This is a genomic window from Streptomyces sp. NPDC019531 (assembly GCF_044903305.1).
In the GTDB taxonomy this organism is placed as follows: domain Bacteria; phylum Actinomycetota; class Actinomycetes; order Streptomycetales; family Streptomycetaceae; genus Streptomyces.
Genome location: NZ_JBJDQL010000026.1, coordinates 68,306 through 91,818, shown reverse-complemented (window position 1 = coordinate 91,818; position 23,513 = coordinate 68,306). Strand labels below are relative to the sequence as shown.

General features: G+C 70.2%; 19 protein-coding genes. 15 read left to right on the top strand and 4 right to left on the bottom strand.

Annotated features, from left to right (window positions below; all coding sequences use genetic code 11):
- Positions 1–229: 229 nt before the first annotated feature.
- The 4 genes from ACI2L1_RS27195 (at position 230) to ACI2L1_RS27180 (ending at position 6,744) form a co-directional block, all read left to right on the top strand.
- Positions 230–1,762 (top strand): DUF4331 domain-containing protein, encoded by a 1,533-nt coding sequence (locus tag ACI2L1_RS27195; RefSeq protein ID WP_404741988.1) that lies wholly within the window; start codon positions 230–232, stop codon positions 1,760–1,762.
- Positions 1,763–1,966: 204 nt separating this feature from the next.
- Positions 1,967–3,421, top strand: coding sequence for a tetratricopeptide repeat protein (locus tag ACI2L1_RS27190; RefSeq protein WP_404741987.1), 1,455 nt, complete (start codon positions 1,967–1,969; stop codon positions 3,419–3,421).
- Positions 3,418–5,106 (top strand): sulfite exporter TauE/SafE family protein, encoded by a 1,689-nt coding sequence (locus ACI2L1_RS27185; protein ID WP_404741986.1) that lies wholly within the window; start codon positions 3,418–3,420, stop codon positions 5,104–5,106. Before ACI2L1_RS27190 ends, ACI2L1_RS27185 begins: the two co-directional genes overlap by 4 nt.
- A gap of 57 nt (positions 5,107–5,163) precedes the next feature.
- Positions 5,164–6,744: a protein kinase gene (locus ACI2L1_RS27180; RefSeq protein WP_404741985.1), complete on the top strand. Its 1,581-nt coding sequence runs from the start codon at positions 5,164–5,166 to the stop codon at positions 6,742–6,744.
- Positions 6,745–6,750: 6 nt separating this feature from the next.
- Here ACI2L1_RS27180 and ACI2L1_RS27175 read toward each other — a convergent pair whose 3' ends face one another.
- On the bottom strand, positions 6,751–7,545 hold the full coding sequence (locus tag ACI2L1_RS27175) for an SGNH/GDSL hydrolase family protein (protein ID WP_404741984.1): 795 nt from the start codon (positions 7,543–7,545) through the stop codon (positions 6,751–6,753).
- Positions 7,546–7,820: 275 nt separating this feature from the next.
- Here ACI2L1_RS27175 and ACI2L1_RS27170 point away from each other — a divergent pair, with 275 nt between their 5' ends.
- The 7 genes from ACI2L1_RS27170 (at position 7,821) to ACI2L1_RS27140 (ending at position 17,476) form a co-directional block, all read left to right on the top strand.
- Complete coding sequence (locus tag ACI2L1_RS27170) at positions 7,821–9,029, top strand: S8 family peptidase (RefSeq protein ID WP_404741983.1); 1,209 nt, start codon at positions 7,821–7,823, stop codon at positions 9,027–9,029.
- A 159-nt stretch (positions 9,030–9,188) separates the two neighbouring features.
- Positions 9,189–9,584 (top strand): hypothetical protein, encoded by a 396-nt coding sequence (locus ACI2L1_RS27165; protein ID WP_404741982.1) that lies wholly within the window; start codon positions 9,189–9,191, stop codon positions 9,582–9,584.
- Position 9,585: 1 nt separating this feature from the next.
- Positions 9,586–10,707, top strand: coding sequence for a GNAT family N-acetyltransferase (locus tag ACI2L1_RS27160; protein ID WP_404741981.1), 1,122 nt, complete (start codon positions 9,586–9,588; stop codon positions 10,705–10,707).
- A gap of 363 nt (positions 10,708–11,070) precedes the next feature.
- Positions 11,071–11,892 carry a glycosyltransferase family 2 protein gene (locus ACI2L1_RS27155; RefSeq protein ID WP_404741980.1) on the top strand — a complete coding sequence of 274 codons (822 nt, stop codon included), beginning with the start codon at positions 11,071–11,073 and terminating at the stop codon, positions 11,890–11,892.
- A complete protein-coding gene (locus ACI2L1_RS27150; RefSeq protein WP_404741979.1) occupies positions 11,889–12,878 on the top strand; it encodes a glycosyltransferase in 990 nt (329 codons plus the stop codon). The genes ACI2L1_RS27155 and ACI2L1_RS27150 overlap by 4 nt, the downstream gene beginning before the upstream one ends.
- Positions 12,871–13,671 carry a polysaccharide deacetylase family protein gene (locus tag ACI2L1_RS27145; protein ID WP_404741978.1) on the top strand — a complete coding sequence of 267 codons (801 nt, stop codon included), beginning with the start codon at positions 12,871–12,873 and terminating at the stop codon, positions 13,669–13,671. Before ACI2L1_RS27150 ends, ACI2L1_RS27145 begins: the two co-directional genes overlap by 8 nt.
- The gene (locus ACI2L1_RS27140; RefSeq protein ID WP_404741977.1) at positions 13,664–17,476 is read left to right on the top strand and encodes a lipopolysaccharide biosynthesis protein; all 3,813 of its coding nucleotides are present in this window, start codon (positions 13,664–13,666) and stop codon (positions 17,474–17,476) included. The genes ACI2L1_RS27145 and ACI2L1_RS27140 overlap by 8 nt, the downstream gene beginning before the upstream one ends.
- 12 nt (positions 17,477–17,488) lie before the next feature.
- On the opposite strand, the gene ACI2L1_RS27135 is transcribed toward ACI2L1_RS27140, so the two are convergent.
- Entirely contained in the window at positions 17,489–18,910 is a 1,422-nt protein-coding gene (locus ACI2L1_RS27135) for a xylan 1,4-beta-xylosidase (RefSeq protein ID WP_404741976.1), read from the bottom strand.
- A 170-nt stretch (positions 18,911–19,080) separates the two neighbouring features.
- Between ACI2L1_RS27135 and ACI2L1_RS27130 the strand changes: the two genes are divergently transcribed.
- Positions 19,081–20,175, top strand: a complete 1,095-nt coding sequence (locus ACI2L1_RS27130) for a DUF5925 domain-containing protein (protein WP_404742033.1) — start codon at positions 19,081–19,083, stop codon at positions 20,173–20,175.
- Between the two features lie 16 nt (positions 20,176–20,191).
- Entirely contained in the window at positions 20,192–20,923 is a 732-nt protein-coding gene (locus ACI2L1_RS27125) for a DUF72 domain-containing protein (protein WP_404741975.1), read from the top strand.
- Here the strand turns inward: ACI2L1_RS27125 and ACI2L1_RS27120 are convergent.
- Positions 20,908–21,279, bottom strand: coding sequence for a GntR family transcriptional regulator (locus tag ACI2L1_RS27120; RefSeq protein ID WP_404741974.1), 372 nt, complete (start codon positions 21,277–21,279; stop codon positions 20,908–20,910). The genes ACI2L1_RS27125 and ACI2L1_RS27120 overlap by 16 nt on opposite strands.
- 71 nt (positions 21,280–21,350) lie before the next feature.
- Between ACI2L1_RS27120 and ACI2L1_RS27115 the strand changes: the two genes are divergently transcribed.
- Positions 21,351–22,280 (top strand): GNAT family N-acetyltransferase, encoded by a 930-nt coding sequence (locus ACI2L1_RS27115; RefSeq protein WP_404741973.1) that lies wholly within the window; start codon positions 21,351–21,353, stop codon positions 22,278–22,280.
- Positions 22,261–22,812 carry a DUF402 domain-containing protein gene (locus ACI2L1_RS27110; RefSeq protein ID WP_404741972.1) on the top strand — a complete coding sequence of 184 codons (552 nt, stop codon included), beginning with the start codon at positions 22,261–22,263 and terminating at the stop codon, positions 22,810–22,812. The genes ACI2L1_RS27115 and ACI2L1_RS27110 overlap by 20 nt, the downstream gene beginning before the upstream one ends.
- Here the strand turns inward: ACI2L1_RS27110 and ACI2L1_RS27105 are convergent.
- Positions 22,809–23,402: a class I SAM-dependent methyltransferase gene (locus ACI2L1_RS27105; RefSeq protein ID WP_404741971.1), complete on the bottom strand. Its 594-nt coding sequence runs from the start codon at positions 23,400–23,402 to the stop codon at positions 22,809–22,811. The genes ACI2L1_RS27110 and ACI2L1_RS27105 overlap by 4 nt on opposite strands.
- Positions 23,403–23,513: the final 111 nt, after the last annotated feature.

The window sequence follows — 23,513 nt, the reverse complement described above, 5'->3', positions numbered from 1 at the left end:
CGTCGCCCCCTCCCGCAAAGCCGCACCTGGGCCGTCCCGTCCCACGAGGTATTCGCAACGAACTCACCTTCGGATGGGTATGAGCATGCGCCACCTCAGGCTCATACGGATCAGCGGGCCGAAAACGCGGGTCGAGCAGCAGAAAAGAAGTTTTGAGATTCGACCAATCCGGCCCGGCCACCACTCCGAATCACCGAGCGTCAGGCAAGTTGGACTGAGGACGGACGGCATGACACCTATCTCCAGGAGCGGCTCGGGACGCAGGAGTCTCGCGACCCTCATCTGTGGTGCGCTGGCCGCCGGGGGGCTCGCAGCCGCCGGCGTTGCCACGCTGGAACCGGGGGCGGCCCTCGCCTCCAGTCACCGGGAGGCCCCGCTGATCTCGGGTGACCCCCAGTACGACAACACGGACCTGTACGCGTTCGTCAGCCCCGACAAGCCGGACTCGACGACGATCGTCGCCAACTGGATCCCCTTCGAGGAGCCCGGCGGTGGGCCGAACTTCTACCAGTTCGCCGAGGATGCGCAGTACGACATCCACATCGACAACAACGGTGACGGACAGGGCGAGTTGCTGTACCGCTTCACCTTCAAGACGCACATCAAGAACAAGAAGTCGTTCCTGTACAACACGGGCGCGGTCGAGAGCCTCGACGACCCCGACCTGAACGTCACGCAGACGTACGACATCGAGCTCTTCCAGCTCAAGAACCAGAAGGTGAAGTACAAGACGAAGATCGCCGACGACGTCCCGGTGGCGCCGTCGAACGTCGGCAAGGCCTCCATGCCGAACTACGAGAAGCTGCGCGACCAGGCGGTCTACAAGCTCCCCAACGACCAGACGTCCTTCGCCGGCCAGGCCGACGACCCGTTCTTCGCCGACCTGCGCGTCTTCGACCTGCTGTACGGCGGGAACCTCAGCGAGGTCGGCAACGACACGCTCAAGGGCTACAACGTCAACTCGATCGCCCTGCAGGTCCCGACGGACATGATCACCGAGTCCTCGCACCAGCCGATCGTGGGCATCTGGTCGACGACCCAGCGCAAGAACGCGCAGGGGTACTACTCCCAGGTCTCGCGCCTGGGCAACCCGCTCGTCAACGAGGTCGTCAACCCGCTCAAGGACAAGGACAAGTTCAACGCGTCCGCGCCGTGGGACGACGCGCAGTTCCTGAAGAACGTGACCAACCCCGAGCTGCCGAAGCTCATCGAGGCGATCTACAAGATCCCCGCCCCGAAGGAGCCGCGCAACGACCTCGTGGACGTGTTCCTCAAGGGTGTGAAGGACCTGAACCAGCCGCCCTATGTGCGTGCAGCGGAGGAGCTGCGCCTCAACACGTCCATCAAGCCCACCGATTCTCCGAAGCGGCTCGGTGTGCTTGATGGCGACAACGCCGGGTTCCCGAACGGGCGTCGGCTCACCGACGACGTGATCGACGCGTCGCTGCAGGTCGTCGAGGGTGAGCTGGTCGGGTCCAAGAACGACCTCGGTGACGCGGTCGACAAGAACGACAAGGACTTCGAGAAGTCGTTCCCGTACGTGGCGCTGCCGACGGAGGGTTCTCGCGGGCCGCTCGCGAAGGGCACCTCCGGTGGGAACGACGTGCGGAACCAGCTCGGGGACGCGCTGTCCCCCGCCGGGTCCTCCGGGTCGGACAACGTGACCCTGATCGCCGCGTCGGCCGGTGCGGGGGCCGCGGGGATCGCGCTCATCGGGGCGGCGCTCATGTGGTGGCGTCGGATGCGGGGGCGTGCCTACTAGGGTGCCTCGGCCCGTTGTGCGGCGGGTGCGGGTGCGTGGGGGCTGGTCGCGCCCACGCGGCGCAGCCGCATATCGATACAGCCCCGCGCCCCTGAAAGCCGTCGTCTCACCCCCCTTTACTGGCGCGGCCTGCGCGTACCCATCCCCCACGGTGCAGGCCGCGCCGCAGTACACGATCGATCACGAACGAATCAGGAGAGGGCAATGTCCGGGTCTACGACCGACAGCGCAGCCGAGAACGAGCACGACGGATCGTCGGAGACCGTGGAGCCCTCTGCTCAGGCCGATGACGAGAAGGTCGCCGCTGTACGGCGGGTGTCCGAGGCCGGGCGGCGGTGGCGGGCCGCTCAACTCGCCGGGTGTGCGGCCCTGTTGGCCGTCGCGCTGACCGGGGGGTCGATCGCCTTCGGGGCACTGCGGGACGGTGGTACCGCCACCGTCGCCAGTTCGTCCGCGGCCGTCTCCCCGGGGCTCATGGCCAGTGGGGACCTCGACACGAGCATCAAGGCGCTGCAGGCCCATCTCCGCGGTCAGCCCAAGGACTTCGGCGGCTGGGCCACCCTTGGACTCGCCTACGTCGAGCAGGCGCGGACGAAGGGTGACCCCTCGCGGTATCCGCAGGCCGAGCAAGCCCTCAAGAAGTCACTGAAGTTGGCCGCGGACAACGAGCAGGGCCTCGCCGGGCTCGCCGCGCTCGCCGCCGCCCGCCACGACTTCAAGGGCGCCCTCGGTTACGCCGACAGGACCCTGAAGCAGAACCCCTACAACGAACGCGCCCTGTCCTCCCGTATCGACGCACTCGTCGAACTCGGCCGCTACGACGAGGCGTCGAAGGCCGCCGGCCTCGCGGACGAACGACGGCCCGGCATCCCGGTGTTCACCCGCTACGCCTACGTCCACGAGCTCCGCGGCGACGTCCGCACCGCCCGCGGCGTCCTGGAGCAGGCCCTGGCCACCGCGACCACCCCGGGAGACATCGCCTACGTGGCCACCGCACTGGGCCAACTCGCCTGGAACCAGGGCGACTACGACACGGCCCTGACCGACTACGCCCGCGCCCTCGCCGCCGACGACGCCTACCTCCCCGCTCTGGAGGGCCGGGCCCGGGCCCAGGCCGCGAGCGGGGACCGCGCCGCCGCGATCAAGGGCTTGGAGGCCGTCGTAGCCCGGTATCCGCTGCCCCAACCGCTCGTCGAACTCGGTGAGTTGTACGAGGACAGGGGTGCCGACGGCGACGAGGTGAAGGCCAAGGACCAGTACGCACTCGTCGACGCCTGGATCGCGCTCGCCCGGGCCAACGGCGTCAACGCCGACCTCGACACCGCGCTCGCCGCCGCCGACCACGGCGACAAGGCCTCGGCCCTGAAGGCCGCCCGCGCCGAGTGGGCCCGTCGGCACACCGTGCACACCGCGGACGCCCTCGCCTGGGCCCTGCACGTCAACGGCCGCGACAAGGAGGCGCTGCCGTACGCCCGGCAGGCCACCGCCACCGGCTACCGCAACGCCTCCTTCCGCTACCACCGAGGCGTCATCGAGCTCGCCGCGGGCGACGCGAAGGAGGGCCGGAGCCAACTCGCCTCCGCCCTGAAGCTCAACCCCGGTTTCTCCCCCCTCGGCGCCCGTGAGGCCCGCAAGGCACTCAAGGAGGCGTCCAAGTGAAGCCCCGCCGTCTGTTCGCGTCCGTCACGGCCGTCCTGACGGCGGCTTGTGCGCTCGCGCTGCTCCCTTCCAGCAGCGCGAGCGCCCACCCTCTCGGCAACTTCACCGTCAATCGCTACGACGGTCTCGTCACCGCCCCGGGCCGACTCCGCGTCGACCATGTCGAGGACCTCGCCGAGATCCCGGCCACCCAGGCCAAGCCGGACATCGAGAAGCTCGGCATGACCGGGTGGGCGGCTCAGCGCTGTCAGAAGGCAGCCGAGGGCGCCAAGGTCACCGTCGACGGTCGTACGGCCGCTCTGGCGGTCGCGAGCAGCCACGCGCGCGTGCGTCCCGGTCAGGCCGGGCTCGACACCCTGCGTGTGGAGTGCCGGCTGACCGCCCCGCTCCCCGAGGACACCACCGTCGCCCTCGGCTTCCACAGCGCGGGCACCGACTCCGGCCCCGGCTGGCGCGAGATCACCGCGCGCGGTGACCGGACGACGCTCACGAAGTCGGACGTACCCACGAAGTCGATCTCGAACGAGCTGACCAAGTACCCGCAGGAGCTGCTCTCCTCGCCCGCCGACACCGTGACCGCCTCCGTGCGGGTACGGCCCGGTGGTCCCGCTCTCGCCGAGGAGCAGTCGGACGCCCCGGCCGCCTCCGTGCTGCCCCGCGGCGCCGACCGTTGGACCCGCGCCCTGGACTCCCTGGTCGCCCGGCACGACCTCACCGTCGGTTTCGCCGCGCTCGCCCTGCTCATCGCGGTCTTCCTCGGCGCGATGCACGCGCTCGCGCCGGGCCACGGCAAGACCCTGATGGCCGCGGTGGCCGCGGCGCGCGGCGGCAGGGCCCGGATGAAGGACGTTCTGCCGCTGGCCGCCTCGGTGACGGTCACCCACACCCTCGGCGTGGTCGCCCTGGGCCTCCTGGTCACGGCCGGTTCGGCGGCAGCCCCCTCGGTGATCGCCTGGCTGGGCATCACGAGCGGGGTGATGGTGACCGCGGCGGGAATCACCCTGCTGCGCCGGGCCCAGCGCGACCGCGCCCACCAGCACGGGGGCGGTCCCGGGCACGGGCACACCCATGACCATGACCACCCGCACGGGCCGGACGGCCACACCCACACGCCCGCCGTGGAGGAGCCCGAGGAGCGCTCCCTGGTCCTGGTGTCCGCCCACACGGAAACCGCCTCCGCGACGGCGGAGGCCCACACACACTCACACGCACCCGGCCACAGCCATGATCATGGCCACAGCCACGATCATCCTCACGACCACGGACACACGCACGCCCCCTCCCACTCCCACACCCTCGAACACACCCACGGCGGCTTCACCCACACCCACGCCGTCGCCCCCACCATCCGCGGCACGATCCTCCTCGGCTTCGCCGGCGGCCTCGTGCCCAGCCCCTCCGCGGTCGTCGTGCTCGTCGGCGCCGCCGCGCTCGGCCAGGCCTGGTTCGGTCTGCTGCTCGTCGTGGCGTACGGCGTCGGGCTCGCCCTGACCCTGACCGCGGCCGGATTCGCCGTCGTCAGGCTGGGCAGTGGAGTCACACGGGTGCTGGACCGGCGCCCCCGTCTGGCGGCGAGCCCGCTGACCGCACTGGTGCGCAGGAGCGCACCGCTGATGTCGGCGTTCGTCGTCGTGGCCCTTGGGGCTGGATTGGTGCTCAAGGGGGCGGCATCCGCACTCGGCTGAGCTACTTTTGTGAAGAAATCATGCGAAGTCGAGTGGAGTGCGAATTGGGGGACGTCCGTGTCCGAAGAACCGGGCAGTGAGCGAGTGATCGCGGGCCGCTACCGGCTCCTTTCCCCGCTCGGCGAGGGCGGCATGGGAACCGTGTGGCGCGCCCGTGACGAAGTGCTGCACCGCGAGGTCGCCGTCAAGGAGGTGCGCGCGCCCCACGGACTGCCGACGCACGAGGTCGAGCGGATGTACGCCCGCCTCGAACGCGAGGCGTGGGCGGCGGCGCGGGTGGCGAACCGCAATGTGGTGACGGTGTACGACGTGGCCACCGAGGACGGCCGCCCGTGGATCGTCATGGAACTGGTGCGCGGTATCTCGCTCGCCGAACTGCTGGACGCCGAGGGCCCCTTGAGCCCGCAGCGGACCGCGCACATCGGTGCCGAGGTGCTCTCCGCGCTGCGGGCCGCGCACGAGGCCGGGGTGCTGCACCGGGATGTGAAGCCCGCCAACGTGCTGCTGTCGAACGACGGCCGTGTGGTGCTCACCGACTTCGGTATCGCCCAGGTCGAGGGAAGCTCGGCACTGACGATGACCGGCGAGGTCATCGGCTCGCCCGAGTTCCTGGCCCCGGAGCGGGCGCTTGGCCGCACCCCGGGCCCCGAGTCCGACCTGTGGTCGCTGGGCGTGCTGCTGTACGCGGCCGTCGAGGGCAACTCCCCGTTCCGGCAGAACACCCCGCTCAGCACCCTGCGCGCGATCGTGGACGAGGAGCTGCCGCCGCCGTACCGGGCGGGTCCGCTCACCCCGGTGATCGAGGGGCTGCTGCGCAAGGACCCGGCCGAGCGGCTGTCGGCCGACCTGGCCGAGCAGGAGCTGCGGATCATCGGGGCGGGGGGCACGCCCCGGGCGGACACCGTACAGGCGGCGCCGTACCCGCCGACTGTTGCGGCGCCGTTGCCGCAGGAGCCGCCGTACCGGCCCGCGCCCACGCCGACCTCCACCCCGGTCGCGGCCACCACGGCCTCCCACGCGCCCGACCGCAACCGCCGAGCGGCCTTCGTGCTGATCGCGGGTGTGGTCGCCCTCGCGCTGGCGATCGCGGGGCTGACGTACGCGTTGCTGAACCGGGACGACAACGACAGGAACGGGGAGACCGCCAAGGACACCGGTCCCGCGGTGAGTTCACCCGCGCGGACCGAGACGGAAGGGTCCGGCGAGGAGAACCCGCCGCCCAGCGAGAACGAGAGCACCACGAGCGCACCCCCGCAGCAGTCGGTGGACGTCTCGCTGGCGGGCGCGAACACCGACTACTCCGGCACCTGTCCGCCGGACAAGTCGGCGGCGCCCACCTTCACGGCCACGCTGACGGTCGGCAGGCTTCCGGCGACGGTGACCTATCGCTGGGTGTCGAAGAACGGCTCGGTGAACGGCAGTTGGAAGACGCTCACGTTCCCGGCCAGTGGCGGAAAGACGCAGGAGGACCGGCGGTTCGTCACCACGCAGGACAACAGCGGGACGTTCCAGGACGTCATCAGCGTGGAGGTCCGTGATCCGGTCGAGGAGACGTCCAACTCGGTCCCCTTCTCCCTGACCTGCGTGGCGGAGACCCCGACCGACACCGGCGAGGCCTCCCCCACTGCGTCCCCGTGAGAGGGATCAGCCGACGCTCTTCAGCACGGGCAGATAGCCGCCGGACTGGCCGGCCGCCATCGGGTGGTAGGACTCGGTGATGTTGAACAGGTTGAGGCTGTGCAACCAGGCGCTCCCCGAGCAGAGTTCGTGGCCGGTGAAGGTGCCACGGACGTCACCCCAGGTGAAGCCGTGGTCCGCGGCGCGCTTGGCGACCGCGGTGTCGAGGTAGTCCGCGGCGTCGTTGATCGCCTTCCGCTTGGTCTCGGAGAGGCCGAGGCAGGTGGTGCCGAGCTTGTAGAAGCGGGGGTAGCCGAGGACGACCACATGGGCGTTGGGGGCCCGGCCGCTGATCGCCGAGTAGACGTTGTCGAGTTGCCCCGGCAGCGTCGAGTCGACGTACGCCTTCGCGGTGTTGATCCGGGACAGGCACGAGCTGTCGGACTGGAGCACACAGGTCGTCATGACGTCGGCGAACCCGGCGTCGTTGCCGCCGATGCTGATCGAGACAAGGGCGGTGGCGGAGCTGAGCGGGGTCAGTTGACTCGCCAGAACATCACCCGTTCGGGCGCCCGAGCACGCCGTGAAAGCGAACGACGAGGGTGAGTTGGCGGCCGCCCAGAGGTAGGGATAGGACTTCGTGCTGCGCTTGCAGTCGCCGCTTGAGGCGATGTAGCCGCCCGCGCCGACTCCCGAGGAATAGGAGTCCCCGAGGGCCACATAGGGGCCTTCGGCGGCGTGTGCGGTGCCTGTCCCGGTGAGGACGGCGGCGAGGGCGAGGAGGAGCGAGCCGACGTACGCGGCAAATCGGGAACGTCTCATGGAACCTCCCTTTAGCAGGATCTCTGCCACCACCGTCGTACCAACTACGCGCATCGACGGGAAGTGTCCATGCCAAAAGCCACCTTGATTTCGTGGGCATGACAGATTTGTTGACTACTGCTCAACTCCCTTGTTCTGCACGGGTAGTTGGTCCACTCTTTACTCCAGCCCGGAGTGGAACGCGACGCTCCAGGCCGTGCGCACGATCACGCGCACCCCCCACGGACGCGCGCCCGACCCAGGCGCGCGTCGCCTATGAGGAGGACTCCCTCGTAATGGCACAACTGCGTAGCAAGAAGTTCCGGTTCGCCGCGATCACCGGCCTGGCAACCGCCGCCCTGGTGGGCGGGTTCACCGCCCTTCCCGCCCAGGCCGCCCCGGCCGAGGGCAAGGTCCTTGCCGCCGGCTCCCCCACGGCCGTCAAGGACAGCTACCTCGTCACGCTCAAGAAGGACGCGGGCTTCAAGTCCTCGTCGAGCGAGGGCAAGGGACTCATCAAGGAGTACGGCGGCTCGGTGAACAAGACGTTCGGCGCCGCGCTGAACGGCTACACCGCGACCCTCTCCGCGGCCGAGGCCCGCAGACTCGCCGCCGACCCGGCGGTCGCCACGGTCGAGCAGAACCAGACGGTGCACCTCACCGACACCACCCAGTCCAGCGCGCCCTGGGGTCTGGACCGCTCCGACCAGACCTCGCTCCCGCTCTCCGGCACGTACACCTACCCGGACACCGCGGGCGGCGGTGTGACGGCGTACGTCATCGACACCGGCGTACGCATCACGCACTCCCAGATCAGCGGCCGGGCGAGCTACGGCTACGACGCCGTGGACGGCGACACCACGGCCTCGGACGGCAACGGCCATGGCACACACGTGGCCACGACCATCGCCGGCACCACCTACGGCATCGCCAAGAAGGCGAACATCGTGGCGGTTCGGGTGCTCGACAACGCCGGCTCCGGCACCACCGCGGGCGTCGTCGCGGGCATCAACTGGGTGACCGCGAACCACAGCGGTCCCTCGGTCGCCAACATGTCGCTCGGCGGCAGCGCCTCCACCACGCTGGACAACGCCGTGGCCAACTCCATAGCCAGCGGCGTCACTTACGCGGTAGCGGCGGGCAACAGCAGCGCCAACGCCTCCTCGTACTCCCCGGCCCGCGTCGCCACCGCGATCACGGTCGGCGCCACCACCAGCACGGACGCCAGGGCCAGCTACTCCAACTACGGCTCGATCCTGGACGTCTTCGCCCCCGGCTCCTCCATCACCGCGGGCTGGAACACCAGCGACACCGCGACCAACACCATCTCCGGTACGTCGATGGCGACCCCGCACGTCGCGGGCGCGGCCGCGGTCTACCTGGCGAACCACACCTCGGCCACCCCGGCCCAGGTCGCCACGGCCCTGGTGAACGGCGCCACCACCGGCGTGGTCACCAGCGCGGGTACCGGTTCGCCGAACCGGCTCCTGAAGATCGTGCCGTGATCACGGCACACATCTTCTGAACCACCGTTCCCCGGAGGTGCTTTACGCCTCCGGGGAACACCCGTGTCCGAGTCCGTACCAGGGCGTCTTGACGGCCCCCGTGGCACTGAGCGACATTGAAGCCCGGCATCCGGCGCTTTCTGGGGGGAAACGTCGCCCATGCAGATCACACGTAACCGGACATCCACGAGAGCGTCGGACAGAGACCTGACGCCACTGCTCGCGGGTGCCGCCACCGCCGTAGGAGCATTCGGCGCGCTGCTCGCGCTCACCGGCTCCGACTCACCGCTGCGCGCACCGCTCGTGCTCTTCTTCCTGCTCGGGGCACCCGCCGTCGGCCTCGCCGCCCTGCTGCGCGGCCTCGATCCGTTCGCCCGGGTGCTGGCCGCGCTGGCCGGCTCGGTCGTCCTCAACATGCTGGTGGCCCAGGGCATGCTGGCCACGCACCGCTGGTCGGCGCGCGGCGGCGTCGTGGCGATGGCCGTGATCAGCGCTCTGATCCTCCTGCCCGTGCTGGTACGGCGGCGCCGTACGGCGCCGGGTCAGGACGTCTGACGTGGACATCAGCGTGTTACGACCCGGCGAGCTGAGCGCGGCCGACCGGGCGGCGTGGACGGCCCTGCAGTCCAAGGCCCATCTGCAGGGCGCGCCCGGCCTTGCGAACCCGTTCCTGTCCCCCGAGTTCACGCTCGCGGTGGGCCGGTGCCGGCCGGGCGTACGGATCGCCGTCGTACGGGAGCGGGGCGAGCCCGCCGCGTTCTTCCCGTTCCAGAGAACCGCCGCCGGCGTCGGCCGGGCGGTCGGACTCGGCGTCTCGGACGCCCAGGGACTGGTGCACCGGCCCGGATTCACCTGGGACACCCAGGAGTTGCTGCGGGCCTGCGGACTGGCCGTCTGGGAGTTCGATCATCTGGTGGAGGGCCAGGGGCCGTTCGAGAGGGGAGCCGTAGGCGGCTTCCCCTCCCCGGTGATGGACGTCGACCAGGGGTACGAGACCTATCTGGCCAAACTACGTTCCCGCTCACCGAAGTTCACCCGGACCACCCTCGCCAAGGAACGCAGGCTGGCCCGCACCGCGAGCGAGGTGCGCTATGTCCACGACGAGCGCGACCCGGCCGCCCTGGACACACTGATGGGCTGGAAGTCCGCCCAGTACCGCAGGACCGGCCGCAGCGACCGCTTCGCGCACGAGTGGATCGCCCGGCTCGTACGACAGCTGTTCCACACCCGCTCCGAGCCGTTCGCCGGGATCCTGTCGGTGCTGTACGCCGACGGGCAGCCGGTCGCCGCGCACTTCGGGCTGCGCACGGAACGGGTTCTCGCGTGCTGGTTCCCGGCGTACGACCCGGCCTGCGCGAAGTTCTCCCCCGGACTGATCCTGCATCTGCGCATGGCCGAGGCGGCCGCCGCCGACGGCATCGCGTACCTCGATCTGGGCCGGGGCCGGAAGGAGTACAAGGACTCCCTGAAGACACGGGAACTGACCGTGTCGGAAGGGTGGGTGGCCCGCAGGCATCCGGTCGCGGCAGTACACCGCGTCCGCCGTGCTCCGGTGCGGGCCCTGCGCAACGCCGTGGTGACGCGGCCGGAGCTGTTCGGACCCGCCGACCGGCTGTTGAAGAAGGTGGGAAAGATCCGCTCTGACGCGACTGTAACGGTCAAACCAACAAAAACGTGAGGCCTCGTTCCAGGTCTTGCCATACGGGTTCAATCGTCAATACCGTCACACATCACACCCGCATCGTCCCGTCATCTAGCGGCTCTAGGGGAGGGCTCAAGGACCGCGACGGGGGACGCGGGGCGCGGTAGGGGGGTGCCGTGCTCGGTGACCGCACAGGTGACCGAGTCGTGCCGCGCGACCGGCCGTCGTTTCTTTGAAACAGGCACAGCACGACGGCGGTCGGCCAGCTTTGCCAGCTCACCCGGCAGGTACGGAGATTCCTTCCGGCATGCCGTGCGTGAGAACCCCCCTTTCGAACCGGAGCAAAAAGCCGGACCGCCCAGGGGCGGGCGGTCCACCGGACGAGAGGGAACCAGACTCATGAGTTCAGTTCTGCGCCCGGCGACTACGGGCCAGGATGTGCCGACGGCCGGTCAGTACCGGCCGATCTCGACCCATCTGGCCATAGCGCCACCGGTGAGCGTGGTCATACCCGCCATGAACGAGGCGGAGAACCTTCCGTACGTCTTCAAGACCCTGCCGGACTGGATCCACGAAGTGGTCCTGGTGGACGGCAACTCCTCGGACGACACCGTCGCGGTGGCCCGCGAGCTGTGGCCCGAGGTGAAGGTCGTCAAGCAGCACGGCAAGGGCAAGGGGGACGCCCTGATCACCGGGTTCGAGGCCTGCACCGGTGACATCGTCGTCATGATCGACGCGGACGGCTCGGCCGACGGCAACGAGATCGTCTCCTATGTCTCCGCCCTCGTCTCGGGCGCGGACTTCGCCAAGGGGTCCCGCTTCGCCAACGGCGGCGGCACCGACGACATGACCTTCATCCGCAAGCTCGGCAACTGGGCGCTGTGCACCATCGTCAACCGCAAGTTCGGCGCCCGATACACGGATCTCTGCTACGGATACAACGCGTTCTGGCGGCACTGCCTCGACAAGATCGACCTCGACTGCACGGGCTTCGAGGTGGAGACCCTGATGAACATCCGGGTGGTCAAGGCCGGGCTGAAGGTGCAGGAGATACCCAGCTACGAGTACCTCCGCATCCACGGCGCCAGCAACCTGCGGGCGGTCCGGGACGGGTTCCGGGTGCTCAGGGTGATCCTCGGGGAGCGGTCCAACCGGCGTGCGCTGCGCCGCCGGGCCCATCACTCGCCGATGCTCGACTCGCGCCGGGGAGAGGTGTCTTGAGCGGTCCCGACGTCTCCGTCGTGATCTGCGTGTACACCGAGGACCGCTGGGAGGACATCCTCGCGGCGGTCGCCTCGGTGCGCACCCAGTCGTACCCGGCCTCGGAGACGCTGCTGGTCGTCGACCACAATCCGGCGCTTCTGGACCGACTGACCAAGGAGTACAAGGAGGTTCAGGAGGTCCGCGTGTTCTCCAACGCGGGCCCCCGGGGCCTGTCCGCCGGCCGCAACACGGGCATCGCCGCCGCGCGCGGCGAGGTGATCGCCTTCCTCGACGACGACGCCGTCGCCGAGCGCGACTGGCTGCGGTACTTCGCCTCGGGGTACGCCGACCCGCGCGTGCTGGCGGTCGGCGGCCGTACGGTGCCGATCTGGGCGTCGGGACGCCGACCTGCCTGGTTCCCGGAGGAGTTCGACTGGGTGGTCGGCTGCACCTACAAGGGCATTCCGTCCGGCCTGGTCCGGGTGCGCAACGTCCTGGGCGGCAACGCCTCCTTCCGCCGCAGCGCCTTCGACGCGGCGGGAGGCTTCGCCACCGGTATCGGGCGGGACGGGGACAAGCGTCCGCTGGGCTGCGAGGAGACGGAGCTGTGCATCCGGCTGAGCCGGGCCAGACCGGACGCGGTCCTGCTGATCGACGACCGGGCGGTGATCCATCACCGGGTGCCCGAGGCGCGCGAGCACTTCGGGTACTTTCGCACGCGCGCGTACGCGGAGGGCCTGTCGAAGGCCCTGGTGGCCCGAAGTGTCGGCGCGGACAAGGGACTTGAGTCCGAGCGACGGTACGCCACCCGGGTACTGCCGTCCGGAGTGGCGCGTGGGCTGCGGGACGCCGCGCTGGCCCGGCCGGGGGGCGCCGGCCGGGCGGGCGCGATCGTCGCCGGGGTGCTGACGGCGGCCGGTGGGTATGTGGTCGGCACTGTGCGGGCGCGGCGCGGAGGGGCCACGTTCTCGGTGGCCGAGATCGAGGGGGAGAGAGATGGCTGAACCGCCCGTACCGATCCTCATGTACCACGCGGTCGCGACCGACCCGAACGACGCGACCCGCGTGCTGTCGGTGTCCCCGGAGTCCTTCGCCCGGCAGATGGAACTGATCGGCGAGCTCGGACTCACGCCGGTCAGGACCGCCGATCTGGCCGCCCGTTGGCGCGACGGCCGCCCGCTGCCCGAGCGGCCCGTCCTGATCACCTTCGACGACGGCTACGAGGGCGTCCACCGCCATGCCCTGCCCGTGCTCGCCAAGCACGGCTTCACGGCCACGGTGTTCGTCTCCACCGGCTGGATCCGGGGGCCGTACGACATGGGCGGTGGCCTGGACACCATGCTGGACTGGGACCAGGTCCGCGAACTCGCCGCGGCCGACGTCGAGATCGGCGGCCACACCCACACACACCCGCAGCTCGACCAGCTCGACGACGCCACGCTGCGCCACGAGCTGATCCACTCCAGGGAGATCGTCACCGACGAACTCGGCACCGCACCGGCCTCGCTCGCCTACCCGTACGGCTACTCCAGCCGCCGGGTGCGCGAGGCGGTGCGCGAGACCGGGTACGGCCAGGCGCTCGCCGTGAACAACGGCCTGGCGCGGCGCCGTCAGGGGCCGTATGCGCTGACGCGTCTGACCGTGCGCCGCTCCACCACGGCCGAGGAGTTCGAGCGGCTCGTCCAGGGCCGGGCGATCGCCCGGGACTTCGCCAGGGACCGTGCCCTCACCAAGGGGTACGCGTTGGTCCGAAGAGCACGACAGGTCCGCCGGAAGGTCTCCCGTTCCCGTGTCTGACACGACGACCACGACCGAGCCCGAGTCGACCGCGGCCAAGGCGCCCGAGCAGTCGGGGCGCCGTCTTCGGCTGCCCGGCCTCGGCAGGGGCGGAGGTGGTGGCAACCAACTTTTCCGCAACGCCTACGCCCTGATGCTCAACACCGGAATCTCCGCGGTGCTCGGCCTCGGCTTCTGGCTGGCGGCCGCCCGCTACTACTCCGAGTCGGCGGTCGGCCAGGGCTCCGCCGCGATCGCCGCGATGAAGTTCCTCGCGGGCCTGACCGCGGTCACCCTGACCGGAGCACTGGCCCGGTTCATCCCGGTCGCGGGCCGGGCCACCGGGCGGCTCATCTTCCGTACCTACGCGGGCAGTTCACTGATCGTGGCGGTGGCCGCGGGCGTCTTCCTGCTGACCCTGGACGTGTGGGGGCCGTCGTACCGCTTCCTGCACGGTCCGCTCAACGGCCTCGGCTTCATCGCGGCGATCGTCGCCTGGAACGTGCTCACGCTCCAGGACGGCGTACTGACCGGGCTGCGCAGCGCGCTCTGGGTGCCGGTCGGCAACACCGTGTTCTCCGCGGTGAAGCTGGGGCTGCTGGTCGCCTTCGCGGTGGCGATCCCCACGGCCGGAGTCTTCGTGTCCTGGGTCGCGGCCATCGCGATGTCCGTACTGCCGCTGGGCTGGCTGGTGTTCCGCCGCCTGGTGCCGCGGCATGTGAAGGCCACCGAGGACCGCGCCGAGCCGCCCTCCCTCCGGGAGATCGGACGCTTCCTCGCCGGCGACTACACCGGCTCGCTGTTCTCACTGGCCGTGGTCTACCTGATCCCGGTGATCATCGCCTCCCAGGTCAGCTCCGAGGACAACGCGTACTTCTACATCACCACGACGATCGGCGGCACCTGCAACCTGCTCGCCATCAACATGGGCGCCTCCCTCACCGTCGAGGGCTCGCACGACCCTGGCCGCCTGGCCGCCAACACCCGTGCCGCGCTGAAGCGGATGGCGCGGATCATGCTGCCGGTGGCCGGGATCCTGTTCGTCGGGGCGCCCTGGATCCTCGGCGTGTTCGGGACGGGCTACGCGGACGCGGCCACCCCGCTGCTGCGCTGGTTCGCGGTCGGCGCGGTGCTCAGGGTCGTCATGGAGACGTACTTCGCAGTCCTGCGCGCGCAGAGCCGCACCTCCGGACTCGCCTGGTTGCAGGGCCTGTTGTGCGTGCTGGTGCTCGGTCTGACGCTGCTGCTCCTGCCCCGCATGGGGCTGACCGGAGCGGGCGTCGCCGAGATCTCCTCGCTCACGGTGATCGTCGCGATCGCCGCGCCCAAGCTGTACCGGACGATCCGGCACGCGCCGCCCGCCGAAGTGCCCGTGAGCGCGGCTCCCGACGGCGATCTCGCCGACCTCGGGGCCCGCGAGGTCCCGGCCGGCGGCCGCAACCGCCGTCCGGGCTGGGCGCTCGACCAGGACACCCTCGCGCTCGGCATCCACGTCGACTTCGACCATCTGGAGCGCCGTCCCGACGTACGCCCGGGCCCCGGCACCCCGCCCACCGGCACACCCGTGACCGGAGCGACGCACGACCGGCCGACGTGGGCGCTGGCAAGGCTCCCTGAGCTCGGGCTGCCCGTGGAGGAGCGAGAGCCTGGCTCCGAGTCATCCCTGGGGCCGTCCGGGACGGAGGTGGACGCACCGTTCGAGGTGGCCTTCGACACCGGCAAGGAGATCGACGTACCGGAAGAGCCCGCCGTACCGGAGGAGGTGCCACAGCCTGCGGAGCCGCCACGGCCCCTGTCCTGGCGGGAGCGACTCCAGCCCACCTGGCTCGGGATGTTCCTCGGCGGTCTGCTGGCCGTCGCCCTGCTCCTGTACTGGATACCGGCGTTGCGCCTGGGCGAGGCCGATCTGGACCGGATGGGCGGGCTCGGGCTGATCTCCGTCCTGCCGCTGCCCACGCTGGCCGGCGCGGCCCTGCTGGTCGTGGTCTTCGCCTCGCTGCTCTGGCTCGGCCGCGAGCACAAGGCGCTGTTGCTGGTCACGCTGGTGGCGACGGTGGTCTCGCTGCACGCGCTGCCTGCCGTGATCGAGACCGAACCGCGGTTCGCGACGGCCTGGCAGCACCTCGGGTTCATCGACTACATCGACCGGACCGGCTCGGCGGTGCCCGACCTGGACGCGCGCTGGAGCTGGCCGGGCTTCTTCGCGGTGGCCGCGTTCGTGGGGCGGGCCTGCGGGGTCACGGACTTCACCGAGGTCATCCGCTGGTGGCCGACGGCGATCCAACTCGCCTACCTGGTACCGATGTTCCTGCTCGTACGGCACATGCGGGCGAGCTGGCGGGCCAAGTGGACCGGCATCTGGATCTTCGTGCTCAGCGGCTGGGTCGGCCAGGACTACTTCTCCCCGCAGGGCTTCACCTATCTGCTGTACCTGACGTTCGTGGCGGTCCTGCTCGTCTGGTTCCGGGCCCCGCGCGTGATCTGGACGAAGCGGCGCCCCGGCGAGGCGGAGGTCGAGCCGACGAACCGCCGCCAACGGGCCGTGCTGCTCGCGGTGGTGATCGGCCTGTTCGCGGCGACCGTGCCCGCCCACCAGCTCACCCCGTTCGTGATGCTCGGCGTGCTGGCGGTACTCGTCCTGTTCGGCCGCAGCGAACTGCGCGGCCTGCCCATCCTGTTCGCCGTCATGGTCACCGCCTGGATCGGCTGGATGGCCGAACCGTACTGGTCGGGTCACTTCGACGACCTGTTCGGCGGGGTCGGCGGCGTCGGCGGCAATGTGTCCTCGTCGGTCTCCGGCCGTATCGAGGGCGGAAGCTCGACCCACAAACTGGTCCTGTACGTACGGGTCCTGCTGGCCGGCGGGGTCATGGCCCTTGCCTGCTACGGCTGGTGGCGCCGCCGCGACCACAAGTACCGGGAAGCCGCGCTGCTCGTCCTCACCTTCGTCCCGTTCCTCGGCTTCGGCATGCAGTCGTACGGCGGCGAAATGGCGCTGCGCGTCTTCATGTTCGCCCTGCCGGGCGCGGGCCTGCTCGCCGCGCTGGCGCTCTTCCCGCGCACCGGCGTCACCGCGAAGGAGCGCGAGAAGGACCGGGTCAGCCTCGCTCCGGTGGCCGCGCTCATGGCGGGTCTGCTGCTCATCGGCGGCTTCCTGATCGCCCGTTGGGGCAATGAGCCGTTCGAGCGGATCCAGCCCGGCGAGGTCGCCGCCATGGACTACGTGTACGCCCACGACGATCCGACGGTCCGGGTGCTGTGGCTCTCCAACGACACGGTGAACAACGTGACACCGGCGATGCCGTGGGGCGCCAAGGACATGGAGAAGGTGTCGTACGTGCCGACTCTGGCGCCGACCGACCCGGTGCTGGTGTCGGGTCTGGTCAAGGCGCTGAAGGACGCGGGCCCCCACTCGTATCTGATGGTCAACGTCAGCCAGGTCACGTATCTGCGCCTTGACGTGGGCTATTCGAGGACGTGGGAGCCGAGGCTGCTCGACAACCTCGACAACCGCAAGGAGCTCAAGCGGGTCTTCACCAACGACGACGTGACCATGTACGCACTGCGGGACCAGCCCGCGGGCAAGGTTCCGAGGCCCGATCCGGGGCCGATCGGGCCGCAGGTGACGTGGACGCCCTGGTCGGTGGTGGGGGCGCTGGCCGCGCTGGCGCTGATCCTGCTGCTGTCGGCGCGTGAGGTGGTGCGGGTCGCGGTGCGGCCGGGTGTGCGGCAGCTGCGGTGGCTGCAGAGCAGTTTCTGGTTCTCGCTGCCGCTGCTCGCGGTGTTCCTGGCGGCGTTGGTACAGCGGTTCCTGACGATGAAGTGAGGCTCAAGTGGCTCAGCGGGTGAGCCACTTGACTTCATACGCCTGCATGGCGAACTTCTTCCCGTCGATGTCGGCGCTGATCTGCCGGTTCAGGGTGTTGACCACCAGGACCGTGCTGTCGGTGGCGAGGACCCGGACGTTGGGCACGTCGTCGGCGGCGATGGAGACGTCCCTGTACGTGCTCCCCGGCGCGAAGGCCTCGCCGAACCGGCTGACGAGGTCGAACATCGGCAGCTTCTGCCCGCCGCTCCCGCTGCTCGTCGGCGTCCAGAGACAGCCCGCGCAGTCCGTGCCCTTCTCGTTCTCCGGGTTCCAGTAGAAGGCGGACGTGGTGCCGCCCTTGGCCAGCGCGATCATCCCGGCGGCCTGCACCGCGACCCGGCGGTTCTCGGACCAGCCCTCACGTTCGTCCCTGCTGTCGGCGGGCTCGACGTAGTACTCGGCCCACCACAGCGGCAGGTTCCCGGTCTGCTGCCGCACCCACCGGCTCACCGCGGTGAACTTGTCCGTGGCCGCGAACTCGTTCGGCAGCATTTCGTCGTCGTTGGTGTAGCTGGAGCCGTCCACGACCACGAAGTCGGCGCCGACCTTGTTCTTGTTCCAGTAGTCGAAGGCGTCGAGGATCCGCTGGTCCATGGCGCCCCAAGCGCCCTTGAAGGTCGTGGAGGCGTCGCCGGAGCGCGGGTCGACGCTGTCCATCACGAGGTACGGGCCGCCGACCATGATCTTCGGGTTGACCTTCTTCAGCGCCTTGTAGACCAGGTTGTAGAGCTGGGTGTAACCCTCGTAGTCCCAGCGGGCCTTGCCGTCGTTCCAGAAGCCCTTGAACTCGTTCCAGACGATGAAGTGGCTCACGTCCGGATAGCGCTTGGCGACGGTCGCGGCGAGCGCGGCGTAGTCCTTGAAGTGCGCCGGCTCGGGGGCGGTCTCCAGGGCCGCCTGGCTCCAGTCGGTGTTGTTGACGCCCGCCTTGCCGCCCTTCATCCAGTCCGGCGCGCAGCACAGGGTGATGACCGGGGTGGAGCCGGAGGCGCGCATGAAGTCGACACGCCGGTCCAGGTCCTCGAAGTCGTAACGCCCCTTGACCGGCTCGGGGTTGTCGGCGCCCCAGCCCATGATGTGCTGGTTCTGCGGGAGTCCGCCCGCGTCCTTGAGCTCTTGTTCGACCCGCTCGGTGGCATCGGAGCTGCCCTCGTCGGCGCTGTACTGGGTGTGGGTGAAGCCCCAGCCCACCTCCGGGGTCTCCGCGTCCGGAGTGGTCGTCGGAGTGCCGTGGACCCTGTCGCCGTTGCGCGAGGTGCCGTCGGTGCCCGCGCCGTTCCCCGGAAGCGTGTTGAGGAGGGTCACGACCAGCGCCAGAGCCGCTACGCCCACACCGAGCAGAGCGGTGAGCCGCCACCGCCGTGCCCCCGAATACCACCCATGACGTCCCATCGAGGGCAACGGTATCCGCGAACACCCCTGTGCGGGCAGATGCCGTGGATACACATCTCAGTAACAGGAGGTAAAAGGGGCGGATCACAAGAACACGGACACCGGCGACACAACCGGCGCACCACGGAAACCGGATGCACTCGACGGCCGTGTGCCGGATCATGGGCGCCATGTCCGCCAACCCGCACGACGCTCTGCCGATCCGGCTCAACGTCGACGACAGCGACTCGCCGTCCGACGTCGTCGACGCGCTGTTCCTCGGCCGCTTCGCGACGGGCGAGCAGCCCTACTCCCACGCGGCCAACATCGACCGCGTCCGCTCCGGGGCCACGCTGCTGCCGTCGGGCGCCCAGGTGCTGCGCGTCGCCCGCGACGACGACCGCAGCGCCACGCTCGCGGAGGGCGAGGGCTGGACCCTGCTGATCTCCCGCTGGAACCGCGGCGCCGACGTCACCGTCACCGCGACCACCGCCGAGCTCGCGAAGAAGGTCCTCGACCAGGCCACCGACGGCGCGGCGGACGAGCCCGAACCCCAGCCGGAGAACGTGACCATGGGCTTCTGGTACGTCTCCCCGAGGCGCGGCCCGCACCGCACCACCCGGCAGATCTCCGCGGGCACCTGGGACGAGGTCCGGGAGAACTACACGGCACCGGTCGCGGACGCGATGGACCACCTGATGAAGACGACACCGGAGAACATCGCGGGCCGCCTGCTGCTGCTCCACGGACCGCCGGGCACCGGCAAGACCTCCGCCCTGCGCACGCTGGCCCGCTCCTGGCGGGACTGGTGCCAGGTCGACTGCGTCCTGGACCCCGAGCGCCTGTTCTCCGACGTCGGCTACCTGATGGACATCGCGATCGGCGAGGAGGACTCGACGGGCAAGGGCCGCTGGCGGCTGCTGCTCCTGGAGGACTGCGACGAACTGATCCGCGGCGAGGCCAAGCACACGGCGGGCCAGGCCCTGTCGCGCCTGCTCAACCTGACCGACGGCCTGCTGGGCCAGGGCCGCAACGTCCTGGTGGGCGTCACCACCAACGAGGACCTGGAGCGCCTGCACCCCGCCGTCGTCCGCCCCGGCCGCTGTCTGGCGCGCATCGAGGTGGGTCCGCTGACCCGCCGCGAGGCGGTGAGCTGGCTCGGCACCGAGGAGGGCGTCGGGCGCGAGGGGGCGACCCTGGCCGAGCTGTACGCCCTGCGCCGGGGAACCTCTCCGACCGCGCTGCCGGAACCGCGGACAGGAGCGGACGCGGGGTTGTATCTGTAGGTGTTTTGATGGACATATGACCCTGTACGTCGGCACGTCGGGGTGGCAGTACAAGGACTGGCGTGACGTCCTGTACCCCGCCGACGTGCCCGTGCGGCGCTGGCTGGAGGAGTACGCGACGCACTTCACGACGGTCGAGATCAACAACGCCTTCTACCGGCTGCCGACCCGGGAGAACTTCGAGGCGTGGCGGGACCGGGTGCCGCGGGACTTCGTGGTGGCGGTGAAGGCGAGCCGCTACCTGACCCACATCAAGCGCCTGAAGGACCCGGAGGAGCCGGTGCGACGCCTGCTGAGCCATGCGGAGGGATTGGGCTCACGCCTGGGCCCGGTGCTCCTCCAGCTCCCCCCGACACTCAGGGCGGACGCGGGCCTGCTGGACACGTGCCTGTCCTGCTTCCCGTCGTCGACCCGGGTCGCGGTGGAACCCCGGCACGACTCCTGGTGGACGGCCGAGGTCCGCGAGGTCCTGACGGCCCGGGGCGCGGCCCTGTGCTGGGCCGACGTACGGGCCCGCCCGGTGACCCCGCTGTGGCGCACCACCGACTGGGGCTACGTCCGCTTCCACGAGGGCCGCGCACGGGACTGGCCGCACTACGGCAGGCGGTCCTTGAAGACCTGGGCCGAGCGGATCGAGAAGACCTGGGCAGGTGGCGAGGACGTGTACGCGTACTTCAACAACGACCCGAACGGTGCCGCCGTACGGAACGCGACGACGTTCGCGTCCCTTTCTCAGCCCGCCCCGTAAGCGGCCCGCAGCGCATCCCGTGCGGCCGCCAGGGCATCGCCCTCCGTCAGCCCCAGTCGCCGCACCCGCTCGGCATAGGCCTGGGCCGCCGACGCCGCCTCCCGCTCCGCGGCCGAGCCGGCGGCAGCCACGAACGTCCCGTTGCGCCCCCGCGTCTCGATCACCCCGTCACTCTCCAGCGCCCGATACGCCTTGGCGACGGTGTTCGCGGCGAGCCCGAGCGACTCGGCGAGCCCTCGCACGGTCGGCAGCCGGTACCCCACCGGCAGCACCCCCGCCCGCGCCTGCTCGGAGATCTGCACCCGCACCTGCTCGTACGGCGGCGCACTGTCGTCGATGTGGATCTTCAAGGTCACGAGCCGATTGTCCCGCACCGGCCGGAAAATGAGAGGCATCCGTGCACACCCCCCACGTAACGTGCGCCTTCATGACCGTGATCGTGCGCGACCTTCGCCCGGAGGACCCGGCCGACGTCGAGAACTTCACCCACGCCCGCCAGCTGGCCCTCCCATACGTGCTGTGGACCGCGGCCGGTGTCCTGCACCGCACCCTCCACACCCACCCGGACGCCCACTACCGCTCCCTCGTCGCGGAGGCGGACGGCGAGGTGATCGGCACGGCCCAGCTCGGCCTCGCCCACGACAGCCCGGAGGCGGGCCACGGCTACCTCAACATCTACGTACGCCCGGACCGCACCCGGCGCGGTGCCGGCGCCCTCCTCGTCCGTACCGCCGAGGACCACCTGGCGGCGCACGGCGCGACCAGGCTGTTCTCCTGGGTCCTGGACGAGCCGCAGAACCGCGCCTTCGCCGAACGGCACGGCTACCGGCCCAGCCGCTCCGCCCACTTCCTCCGCCTGGACCTGACGAACGCCACGCTGCCCCCGCTCCAGCCCCCTCCCCCGGGCGTCGAACTGCGCACCGCCGCCGACCTCGCGGACGATCCGCGCCCCTTCTTCGAGCTGGACGCGGCGACCATCGTGGACGAACCGAGCGACGTGGACGCCGAGTTCACGGACTACGACACATGGATCGAGGAGAACTGGAAGCATCCGCTCCTCGACCACGCCCTGACCACGATCGCGTTCGTCGACGGCCGCCCCGCCGCCTTCAGCGCCGCCCACACCGACGGCACCGGCCGCTACGCCACCGCCATGACCGGCACCGCCCGCGCCTTCCGCGGGCGCGGCCTCGCCAAGCTCACCAAGAACGACTCCCTGCACCGCGCCCGCGCCGCCGGACACACGGAGGCCCTCACGGGCAACGACGCCGGCAACGAACCCATGCTCGCGATCAACAAGTGGTTCGGATACGAGATCCGCGCCACGGAGGTACGTCATGTCCGCGAACTCACCTGAGCCGCAGCTTTTCCTGGACGTCGTCCTGGTCAAGGCTGGCCGTACGAAGATCCGTTACGAGGCCGAACTCGTCACCGACGACGGCACCCGCATCACCGTCCGCGCCCCCTGGGCAGGAGCGGGCGTCCGCGACTTCGGCTTCGTCCGCTTCGAGCCCGGCGACGTCTTCACCGAGCACTACTGGCGAGACCGCTGGTACGCGATCAAGGAGGTCCGCACAGCCGACGGCACCCTGAAGGGCTGGTACTGCGACATCACCCGCCCGGCGACACTGAACGGCGCCGAGCTGGTCGTAGAGGACCTGGACCTGGACCTGTGGGTCTCGGCCGACGGCAAGGAGGTGCTCCGCCTGGACGAGGACGAGTTCGAGGAGAGCGGCCTGAGGGAGCGGGACCCAGAGGCGGCGTCAGCGGCGACGAAGGCTCTGGATGAGTTGGAAGCGTTGGCCCACCGCTTCAGGGGCGCGGGGAACCGCGCGACAAGCCCCCACGCACCCGCAGCCGACCCGCAGCACCGCTTCCCACCCCTCTAGTCGCCCCTCACGACCACCACCGCATACCGCTGGTCATCCACGTCCTTCCCCCACAACAAGGAGTCCCCCGACAACGACTCCACCCGCACCCGCCCACCCAGCGGCTCCACCAGCCCCGTCACCATCTCGGCCGATATCCCGACCTCCCCCCACACCCCCTCCACCAGCACCACCCGCCCACCCGGCCGCAACAACCCCCACCACCGGCGCAGCACCCGCCCGGGATCGGGCAACGCCCACAGCACATGCCGACCGAGCACCACATCGAACCGCTGCTCCCCCACCGGCGGCGCCGCAGCGTCACCCACCAGGAACACCGAGTCACGACCCGCCAGCTTGGCCCGGGCCAGCCCCACCATCACCGGCGACAGGTCAACGCCAGTGACCCGGTGTCCCTGTTCCGCCGCGAGCAGCGACAGACTCCCCGTGCCGCAGCCGAGGTCCAGGACGTCCGAGGCTCGCTCCGGCAGCCACCCCCGCAGCCGATCGTCCCAGGCCCGCCGTACCTCGGGGTCCCGCAACCCATGGTCCGGCTCCTCGTCGAAAGAGGCCGCCTCGACATCCCAGTCCACGCCACCGTTCTCCGTCATGCGCCCAAGAGTGACACCCGCCACTGACAGTCGATTCGTGACAACCGCCACTGACAGACCAGGGACCGATGAGGAACCCTCCCCCAAAGGGTCTACCTCCGTGAGAACGCG

Coding starts and splice junctions, on each gene's coding strand:
- ACI2L1_RS27135 (WP_404741976.1), bottom strand. CDS start 18,910: ATGGGACGTCATGGGTGGTATTCGGGGGCACGGCGGTGGCGGCTCACC.
- ACI2L1_RS27105 (WP_404741971.1), bottom strand. CDS start 23,402: ATGACGGAGAACGGTGGCGTGGACTGGGATGTCGAGGCGGCCTCTTTC.
- ACI2L1_RS27190 (WP_404741987.1), top strand. CDS start 1,967: ATGTCCGGGTCTACGACCGACAGCGCAGCCGAGAACGAGCACGACGGA.
- ACI2L1_RS27110 (WP_404741972.1), top strand. CDS start 22,261: ATGTCCGCGAACTCACCTGAGCCGCAGCTTTTCCTGGACGTCGTCCTG.
- ACI2L1_RS27130 (WP_404742033.1), top strand. CDS start 19,081: ATGTCCGCCAACCCGCACGACGCTCTGCCGATCCGGCTCAACGTCGAC.
- ACI2L1_RS27195 (WP_404741988.1), top strand. CDS start 230: ATGACACCTATCTCCAGGAGCGGCTCGGGACGCAGGAGTCTCGCGACC.
- ACI2L1_RS27145 (WP_404741978.1), top strand. CDS start 12,871: ATGGCTGAACCGCCCGTACCGATCCTCATGTACCACGCGGTCGCGACC.
- ACI2L1_RS27175 (WP_404741984.1), bottom strand. CDS start 7,545: ATGAGACGTTCCCGATTTGCCGCGTACGTCGGCTCGCTCCTCCTCGCC.
- ACI2L1_RS27170 (WP_404741983.1), top strand. CDS start 7,821: ATGGCACAACTGCGTAGCAAGAAGTTCCGGTTCGCCGCGATCACCGGC.
- ACI2L1_RS27155 (WP_404741980.1), top strand. CDS start 11,071: ATGAGTTCAGTTCTGCGCCCGGCGACTACGGGCCAGGATGTGCCGACG.
- ACI2L1_RS27115 (WP_404741973.1), top strand. CDS start 21,351: ATGACCGTGATCGTGCGCGACCTTCGCCCGGAGGACCCGGCCGACGTC.
- ACI2L1_RS27165 (WP_404741982.1), top strand. CDS start 9,189: ATGCAGATCACACGTAACCGGACATCCACGAGAGCGTCGGACAGAGAC.
- ACI2L1_RS27125 (WP_404741975.1), top strand. CDS start 20,192: ATGACCCTGTACGTCGGCACGTCGGGGTGGCAGTACAAGGACTGGCGT.